This is a genomic window from Marinomonas aquiplantarum, assembly GCF_003314975.1.
Classification (GTDB): Bacteria; Pseudomonadota; Gammaproteobacteria; order Pseudomonadales; family Marinomonadaceae; genus Marinomonas; species Marinomonas aquiplantarum.
Window position 1 is genome coordinate 1 of record NZ_QNRF01000021.1, and the last position, 6,654, is coordinate 6,654.

Sequence of the window (6,654 nt, forward strand, 5' to 3'; positions counted from 1 at the left end):
TGAAGCTAAGATTCGTGAAGAGTTGCTGCCAAAACGTACTAAAGCAGATGATGCTGTCGGCGAAAAAGAAGAAGCAGAACAGCTCGATTTCTAATATGTAAAGAAGAAAAGTGTTAAAGAGAGCAGGCCCTAGTGCCTGCTTTTTTTATGTTGGCTGAATTGAAGGTATAGAAGGTGTTTCAATTATGAGCCCATTATGGAGGCGAGATCATATCGTTCGTTCCTCTGACCGCTAGTACTCATGCTTCATATTGTGGTTATTGTTACCAAACAAGCATTCATTCCTCAATCTAGATTCATTGTTTTACACATTAATCGCCTGATAAAAAGCCTAGAGAACAAGTCCAGTAAAGTCGCCATGTACATCAAGACCTGCAAAAGATTAAGGCTGAAACTCATCAAATTAGGTGTCGAATAACGTCTGAAAAATCCGGATTTTATCGTGACCTTCTTATACTAATGTCTATATTGATTCATTAATTTTCACAAGTTAACTTGGCTAATACGATACGTTATGTCTCATTATTAGGCATTCGTGGATTTTAATCTAGCATCGGATTAGTAATTATGAATCAAATAAGTGAAACAGATGAAAAAGCAGGCCCTTTATCGGGTATTACTGTGTTGGATTTCTCTCGAGTACTTGCAGGTCCGTATTGCACTATGGTTTTGGCTGACCTTGGTGCAAGGGTGATCAAAGTTGAAAGGTTTGGAACTGGCGACGACACTAGAGCGTTCGGGCCTTTTATAGGTGTAGATTCCGCTTATTTTATGTGCTTTAACCGAGGGAAGGAAAGTATCTCTCTTGATATTAAATCACCACGTGATAGAGAGCTTTTAGAGCGTCTGTTGGATAGTTGTGATGTTGTGGTTGAGAATTTTAGACCTGGTGTAATGGAACGCCTTGGTTACGGGCCTGAGCGTCTGGCAAAAACCCATCCCCATATTATTTATTCATCTATATCAGGTTTTGGTCACAGTGGTCCTTTTAGTGATTTACCGGGCTACGACATGGTGGTGCAGGCAATGGGCGGCGTAATGAGCTTAACGGGGTGGCCAGATGAAGAGCCAGCTCGTGTTGGCACAAGTTTTGGTGATTTAGGTGCCGCTCTTTTTGGTGCCATTGGTATTTTATCGGCACTTTATAGTCGAACTCGTGATGCCCAAGGCACGCGAGTGGATATCGGCATGCTAGATTGCCAAGCGGCGTTGATGGAAACAGCACTTGCACGATATGACGTCGAAGGCGTTGTGCCAACTCGAACGGGTGACAATCACCCATCGCTTGCACCCTTTGAAACCTTTACCGCAGGTGATGGTAAGTTTGTGATCTGTGCGGGCAACGATACGCTTTTCTTGTTAATGATGGATGCCTTGGGCTCGCCTCAACTTGCCTTAGCCCCGCAATACTTAACGAATGATTTACGTGTGCAAAACCGTAAGGAATTGGTGAAAGATGTTGAATCGATAACAGTGACTAAGCCAATGCAACATTGGATTGATGCACTCAACGAGGCGGGCGTGCCTTGTTCCCCTATCAATACGATCGATAAATTATTTATTCACCCACAATTACTCGCTCGCAACATGATCATTAAAGTAAAAGGGGAGAATGAAAGGCCAGTACGAACGGCTGGTAACCCGATTAAGATGAGCTCTGTCTCTGAAATAGACCCAGACGTGCCTCTTAAATCCCCAGAGCTTAATGAGCATCGAGAGGCAATATTAGCAGAATTAATGGCCAGTAATGGTGCCTATGCACCAACGCCTCCCCCTCAGGATAATTCGGATAATACCGAACTAGAGCAACACTCAGAAGTTACTTCAGATACTTAACCCTTAATGTTCCAGAAGAGAGAGTCGAATTATGAAAACCAAAACCAGTGTTAAATCTAACCCTGTTGATATAGAACAAAAAAGTGAAGAATTCAAAGATAATACCGAATCTATTACTGCCACTGACACACAAGCAACGGTAGCGCCGATGGAAACCATATTGGTAGAACGCCGTGAAAGGGTCGGCATGATTACTCTACATAGGCCAAAAAGCCTAAATGCCTTGAGTAGACAGCTTGCCAGAGAAGTGGTTGATACGCTGAAGGCCTTCGATGCAGACAATAATATAGGTGCCATTGTTATTACGGGTAGTGCCCGAGCATTTGCTGCTGGAGCAGATATTGAGGAAATGGCTAATTTAAATTACTCCGAGTTTTATTGTGACGATATTTTTGCTCCTTGGGACGAATTACGTTCAATCAGCAAACCAATCATTGCTGCTGTGAGTGGTTATGCGCTAGGCGGTGGCTGTGAGCTAGCCTTGATGTGTGATTTTATTATTGCTTCTGAAGATGCCCAATTTGGGCAACCAGAAATTAAACTTGGTATTTTGCCGGGCATCGGTGGATCGCAACGTTTGACCAATGCTGTAGGTAAATCGCTAGCGATGGATCTTGTTTTAACTGGACGAACAATTGATGTTCAGGAAGCAAAAGCGGCTGGATTAGTCGCGCGAGTCGTGCCTGGTAAAGAGCTGTTACAAACTGCGTTGGAAGCAGCACATACTATTGCTGGATATAACAGCCCTGCCGTACGAATGGCCAAAGAAGCAGTAAACGTAGCCTTTGAGACCAGTCTTACTGAAGGGATGCGTCATGAGCGTCGTTTGTTCCAGGCGGCCTTTGCGACAGAGGGACAAAAAGAAGGCATGCATGCGTTCATTGCTAAGCGAGCCCCTGTTTTTCGTCACCGTTAGAGAATGAAATGAATGGGGAATATTTATCTTTTGATGTTAAGAAAGCTGCTTCCCCATATAAAAACAAAAATACATAGGAGTTGATATGTCTACTCAAATTATTCTGCCGCGTATTCTGCAGGTGGGTGAAGATGCTGCTTTGCAAATCCCCAATATTCTAGAAAGCCTTGGCTGCAATAGCCCCTTAATAATTACGGATAAGATGATGGTGACGCTGGGCTATGCTGGTCGTATTCAAGAGAGCTTAGATGAACATAACATTTCTGCTCATATCTTTGACGACACAGTGCCAGAACCTACGGTTAAATCGATTCAAGCGGGTGTCGAGAAGGCACGAGAGGGGAGTTACGATTGTATTATCGCGTTAGGTGGAGGCAGTCCAATCGATAGTGCTAAGGCGATTGCTATTCTGGCTAAACATGGTGGTGTCATGCAAGATTATCGCTTTCCTCGCATCGTTACGGAACAAGGTTTGCCAGTTATCGCAGTGCCGACCACAGCAGGAACAGGCTCTGAAGTTACTAAATTTACGATCATAACCGATGAAACGAACGACGAAAAAATGCTCTGTGTTGGCACCGGTTTTATGCCGATTGCCGCGTTGGTTGATTATAAATTAACAGTGAGCTTACCGCCTCGAATCACGGCTGATACCGGTATTGATGCGTTAACCCATGCGATTGAGTCCTATGTTAGTAAAAAAGCTAATCCTTATAGTGAAGGTCAGGCGATTGCTGCAATGAAATTGATTGGGCCTAATCTGAGAAAAGCCTATCACAATGGTGAAGACAAAGACGCTCGTGAAGCCATGATGTTAGGTTCAACTTTGGCTGGTGTTGCATTCTCTAATGCATCGGTTGCCTTGGTACATGGCATGAGCCGTCCTATTGGTGCATTTTTTCATGTGCCTCATGGTCTTTCCAATGCCATGTTACTACCAAGCGTTACGGCCTATTCTATTCCTGCTGCGCCTGCACGATATGCTGATTGTGCACGAGCAATAGGGATAGCAACAGAACAAGACACTAATGATATTGCTAACCAAAAATTGTTGAAGGAACTTCGTGCACTAAATGATGAATTATCCGTACCAACGCCAGAAGAATTCGGCATTAAGCGAGAGGCATTTTTTGGGGTTTGTCAAACTATGGCGGAACAGGCATTAGCATCAGGATCCCCCAGTAATAACCCTATTGAACCGTCTATTAGCGATATGGTCGCACTTTACAAAAGCTTATGGGACTGATTTACATCAATTACATTTTTTATAACGTTAGGAATTATTTATGAATATCATTGGACATTTAATTAACGGTGAAGTTTGTACAGATGCTGCACGTACTCAAGATGTGTTTAACCCTGCAACAGGACAAGTGGCTCGAAAAGTGGCACTTGCTTCAGTTGAAACCGTTGAGCAGGCTATTGCCAGTGCTCAAGCGGCATTTCCAGCATGGAGCAATACGCCTGCAATTAAACGTGCACGCGTCATGTTTCGTTTCAAAGAACTATTAGAGGCTAATGCTGACAAAATTTGCCAGATGATAGGAGAGGAGCATGGAAAAATATCCCATGATGCGGCTGGGGAATTACAACGTGGTATCGAGAATGTTGAATATGCGTGTGGGGTACCAGAATTATTAAAAGGCGAACACAGTAAAAACGTTGGTCCTAATATCGACTCTTGGAGCGAATTTCAACCCCTGGGTGTTGTTGCTGGCATTACACCATTTAATTTTCCTGCGATGGTGCCTTTGTGGATGTTCCCAATGGCGATTGCATGCGGTAACTGTTTTATTTTGAAACCGTCAGAGCGTGATCCAAGTTCAACATTGTTTATCGCTCAATTATTAAAAGAAGCGGGCTTACCTGATGGTGTCATGAATGTTGTTAATGGTGATAAAGTGGCGGTAGATGTGTTGCTATCTGACCAGCGTATTAAAGCGGTGAGCTTTGTTGGTTCAACGCCGATTGCCGAATACATCTATACAACAGCCAATGCCAATGGCAAACGTTGCCAAGCATTAGGTGGCGCTAAAAACCACGCTATCGTCATGCCTGATGCGGATATGGATAATGCTGTAAACCAGCTAGTTGGTGCGGCGTTTGGTTCTTCTGGCGAACGCTGTATGGCACTGTCTGTTGCAGTTGCGGTTGGTGATGCCGCTGGTGATGCATTGATTGCCAAAATGCAGGATGCTATGAAAAATCTGAGTGTTGGTGCTTATTCTGATTCAACAAATGACTTTGGCCCTGTCATCACCAAAGCACATCAGGAAAAAGTGATCGGCTACATTGATAGTGCTGAACAGCAAGGTTCAAAAATTGTCGTTGATGGTCGACAAACAACCGTTTCAGGTTATGAAAATGGCTTCTTTGTTGGTGCAACTCTAATCGATAACGTTAGTCCAGACATGATTAGCTATAAAGAAGAAATTTTTGGTCCAGTATTACAAGTAGTGCGAGTGGCAACAATGCAAGAAGCCATGGATCTAATCGATGCTCATGAATACGGTAATGGTACTTGTATCTTTACCCGTGATGGTGAAGCGGCTCGTTACTTCTCTGATAACATCCAAGTGGGCATGGTGGGTATTAACGTGCCTTTGCCTGTGCCTGTGGCGTACCACAGCTTTGGTGGTTGGAAGCGTTCATTGTTTGGTGACCTTCATGCTTATGGCCCAGATTCGGTACGTTTCTACACTAAACGTAAAACAGTGACGCAACGTTGGCCTTCTGCTGGTGTTCGTGAAGGCGCTGAATTTTCAATGCCAACGTTGAACTAATATATGCACAATTAAGGCTGTTTGATATACAAATATAGGCGTTTAAGGACAGCCTTTATTTAAGTGGAAGTGGTTTTTTATCTGTTGTTAATTGCCTAGATATATTAGGCTTTTTGATAACGAGTGTGAAATTTTTGACGGGAGATAAAGTGATCGTTCAGCGAAGAGAAAAAGGTTCTTCTATTACTAGGGTTCTCGAAATTATTGAGGCTATTTCTCGCGCTGAGCGACCTATGTCACCTGCTGAATTGGCATTTTTACTGGACATTCCTAAACCCAGTGTTCATCGGTTGCTTCAACAGCTTGAAACAGATGATTTTGTAAAAACCAATATGCGTGGCTTGTTGGTTCCCGGTGATAGGATGCATAGCATTGCTCTAGGGGTGCTTCATAGTAGTCGTTTTAAGGCGCTGCGTCAGGCTATCTTAACGGAACTAACTGAAACCATTGGTGAAACTTGCGGTATCGCGATACCGGATGGCACTGAAATGATCTATTACGATCGTGTGCAAACTAATTGGCCGTTGCAGATTCATTTACCTGTAGGCTGCCATACACCTTCGTGGTGTACAGCCAGCGGTAAACTCTATTTAAGCTCACTGCCGACGAATCGACGACAGCGTATTATCGATAAATTGCCATTAGATAAACTGGCGCGTAATACTTTGACTGATCCTGAGTCGCTAGGAAGTGAACTGTTAAAGATTCAAGCGAATGAATTAGGAACGGATAACGAAGAATTTGTTGATGGAATGGTAGCCTGTTCAGTACCGATAAAAGATCAAGATGGTAAGTTGTTTGCCTGTCTATTCACACATGCTCCCGTCATCCGAAAAGATTTGAATGGCTTATTAAAATTTGAACCAGCACTGCGTCAATCGGCTATGGAATTAGGTGATTTGCTCAAAGAGTAATAATAAACAAGTGGCTTAGATTTGCTGTGTCGCATTTATTATCAGAAATGATTAAATGCTTTTTCCACTTAATTTCTCTAAAACTTTTAGTAAGTTCGCTTTCTTCGACATGGACTTCCCAGACTTTACTAGACACCTATTAACGTTAAAATCTAGTTAAATAAGAGGTGTATTATGAAGTCCAAACGTTACCCTGAAGAATTTA

The 6,654-nt window shown here is 43.1% G+C and carries 5 protein-coding genes; all 5 read left to right on the forward strand.

The features are described 5' to 3' along the window. Positions 1 to 567 precede the first annotated feature (567 nt). The 5 genes from DFP76_RS17930 to DFP76_RS17950 all read left to right on the forward strand — a co-directional run bounded on the left by DFP76_RS17930 (position 568) and on the right by DFP76_RS17950 (position 6,449). On the forward strand, positions 568 to 1,836 hold the full coding sequence (locus DFP76_RS17930) for a CaiB/BaiF CoA transferase family protein (protein ID WP_013795171.1): 1,269 nt from the start codon (positions 568 to 570) through the stop codon (positions 1,834 to 1,836). 31 nt (positions 1,837 to 1,867) lie between these two features. Beyond that, the gene (locus DFP76_RS17935; RefSeq protein WP_113875923.1) at positions 1,868 to 2,752 is read left to right on the forward strand and encodes an enoyl-CoA hydratase; all 885 of its coding nucleotides are present in this window, start codon (positions 1,868 to 1,870) and stop codon (positions 2,750 to 2,752) included. A gap of 85 nt (positions 2,753 to 2,837) precedes the next feature. Next, positions 2,838 to 3,998, forward strand: coding sequence for an iron-containing alcohol dehydrogenase (locus tag DFP76_RS17940; RefSeq protein WP_113875924.1), 1,161 nt, complete (start codon positions 2,838 to 2,840; stop codon positions 3,996 to 3,998). A gap of 40 nt (positions 3,999 to 4,038) precedes the next feature. Continuing rightward, positions 4,039 to 5,535 carry a CoA-acylating methylmalonate-semialdehyde dehydrogenase gene (locus DFP76_RS17945; RefSeq protein WP_113875925.1) on the forward strand — a complete coding sequence of 499 codons (1,497 nt, stop codon included), beginning with the start codon at positions 4,039 to 4,041 and terminating at the stop codon, positions 5,533 to 5,535. A 149-nt stretch (positions 5,536 to 5,684) separates the two neighbouring features. Continuing rightward, on the forward strand, positions 5,685 to 6,449 hold the full coding sequence (locus DFP76_RS17950; RefSeq protein WP_113875926.1) for an IclR family transcriptional regulator: 765 nt from the start codon (positions 5,685 to 5,687) through the stop codon (positions 6,447 to 6,449). Positions 6,450 to 6,654: the final 205 nt, after the last annotated feature.

Coding starts and splice junctions, on each gene's coding strand:
- DFP76_RS17930 (WP_013795171.1), top strand. CDS start 568: ATGAATCAAATAAGTGAAACAGATGAAAAAGCAGGCCCTTTATCGGGT.
- DFP76_RS17935 (WP_113875923.1), top strand. CDS start 1,868: ATGAAAACCAAAACCAGTGTTAAATCTAACCCTGTTGATATAGAACAA.
- DFP76_RS17940 (WP_113875924.1), top strand. CDS start 2,838: ATGTCTACTCAAATTATTCTGCCGCGTATTCTGCAGGTGGGTGAAGAT.
- DFP76_RS17945 (WP_113875925.1), top strand. CDS start 4,039: ATGAATATCATTGGACATTTAATTAACGGTGAAGTTTGTACAGATGCT.